This window comes from Mesorhizobium sp. B1-1-5, assembly GCF_006443065.1.
In the GTDB taxonomy this organism is placed as follows: Bacteria; Pseudomonadota; Alphaproteobacteria; order Rhizobiales; family Rhizobiaceae; genus Mesorhizobium.
On sequence record NZ_VFWS01000487.1, the window covers coordinates 1 to 1,237 of the forward strand.

At 65.6% G+C, this 1,237-nt stretch carries 1 protein-coding gene and 1 pseudogene; both read left to right on the forward strand.

Annotated elements, in window-relative coordinates:
- Positions 1–243 (forward strand): annotated as a pseudogene (locus tag FJ980_RS35020) (ABC transporter substrate-binding protein); the annotation flags it as partial.
- A gap of 52 nt (positions 244–295) precedes the next feature.
- Positions 296–1,195: an NAD(P)-dependent oxidoreductase gene (locus FJ980_RS32595; protein ID WP_140547558.1), complete on the forward strand. Its 900-nt coding sequence runs from the start codon at positions 296–298 to the stop codon at positions 1,193–1,195.
- The last annotated feature ends 42 nt before the right edge of the window (positions 1,196–1,237 follow it).

The window sequence follows — 1,237 nt, forward strand, 5'->3', positions numbered from 1 at the left end:
ACCGAAGGCGATGCGGCGGCAATCAGCCAAATCTCCCAGTTCATGGTTGCCGGCAAGATGATTCCTGAGGCGCTGAGCTGGGACCAGGTCAAGGCCGCCTTCGGCAAGGCGGCGCCGCTGCTTCAGAAAGCCTATGAGGGCACGGGCAAGGTGCCGGACGAAAGCGGCTTCACCGACAAGAATGCCAAGGATCTGCGTGGCCTGCCGGCATGGCAGCTCGACCAGTGGAAAGTGCCGTCCTGAGGAGTTCGGGCGGCACGCGCATTCAGAGTAATTCAGGGAAGGAAGTTGATCCATGACGTCAGTCGGATTTGTCGGGCTTGGAACCATGGGCGCACCCATGGCCCGCAACGTGCTCAAGGCGGGACACGCGCTGACGGTCTTCGACCTCAATCCCGTGGCGGTGAAAAAACTCGTCGAGGCCGGCGCTCGGGCGGCGGCGTCGCCGCGCGAGGTTGCACAGCAATCGGAAATCGTCATCACCATGCTGCCGGATGCGCCTGATGTGGAGGCCGCCGTGCTCGGTGCCGACGGCCTCGGTCATGGCCTCAGGGCCGGCAGCCTCTATATCGACATGAGCACGATCGACCCGCAGACCACCCAGCGTATCGGCGCATGGCTGGCGCAACGCGGCGTCGACATGATCGACAGCCCTGTTGGCAAGACGGTGGAGCACGCCATCGCCGGAACCTCGACGCTGATGATCGGCGGCGATGCCGCCGTGCTGGAGCGCGCGCGCCCGATCCTGTCGAGCATGGGGGCCGACCTCATCCATTGCGGCGGGCTCGGCATGGGGCAGGCAATGAAGCTCACCAACAACCTGCTGGCCAGCGTGCTGATAACGGCCAGCTCCGAGGCGCTGGTCGCCGGCGCCAAGGCGGGCCTGACGCTCGACACCATGATCAACGTGCTGAAGACGACGATGGCCTGGAACCAGCAATTGGCGGTGGCGATGCACAATCGCGCGCTCAAGGGCGACTTCGAGCCAGGCTTCATGGTCAAGCTTGCCCACAAGGATTGCCGGCTTGCCCTGGCGATGAACGACGCGCTCGGCGTCGAGACGCCGGTCGGGGGCGCCACGCTCGCCGTGCTCAGGGAGGCGATGGACGCTGGCATGGCCGGCAAGGATGTCGGCGCCGTGCTGAAGCTGCGCGAAGACGCGACCGGCGTCCAGGTCCGGCTTGCCGGCGCATGAGCAAGCCTGGAGCCATAGTGCTGCACGCTGACGACGACGTGG

What these genes read in the sequence shown, in the direction of transcription:
- FJ980_RS32595 (WP_140547558.1), top strand. Translation starts at nt 296, where the DNA reads ATGACGTCAGTCGGATTTGTCGGGCTTGGAACCATGGGCGCACCCATG.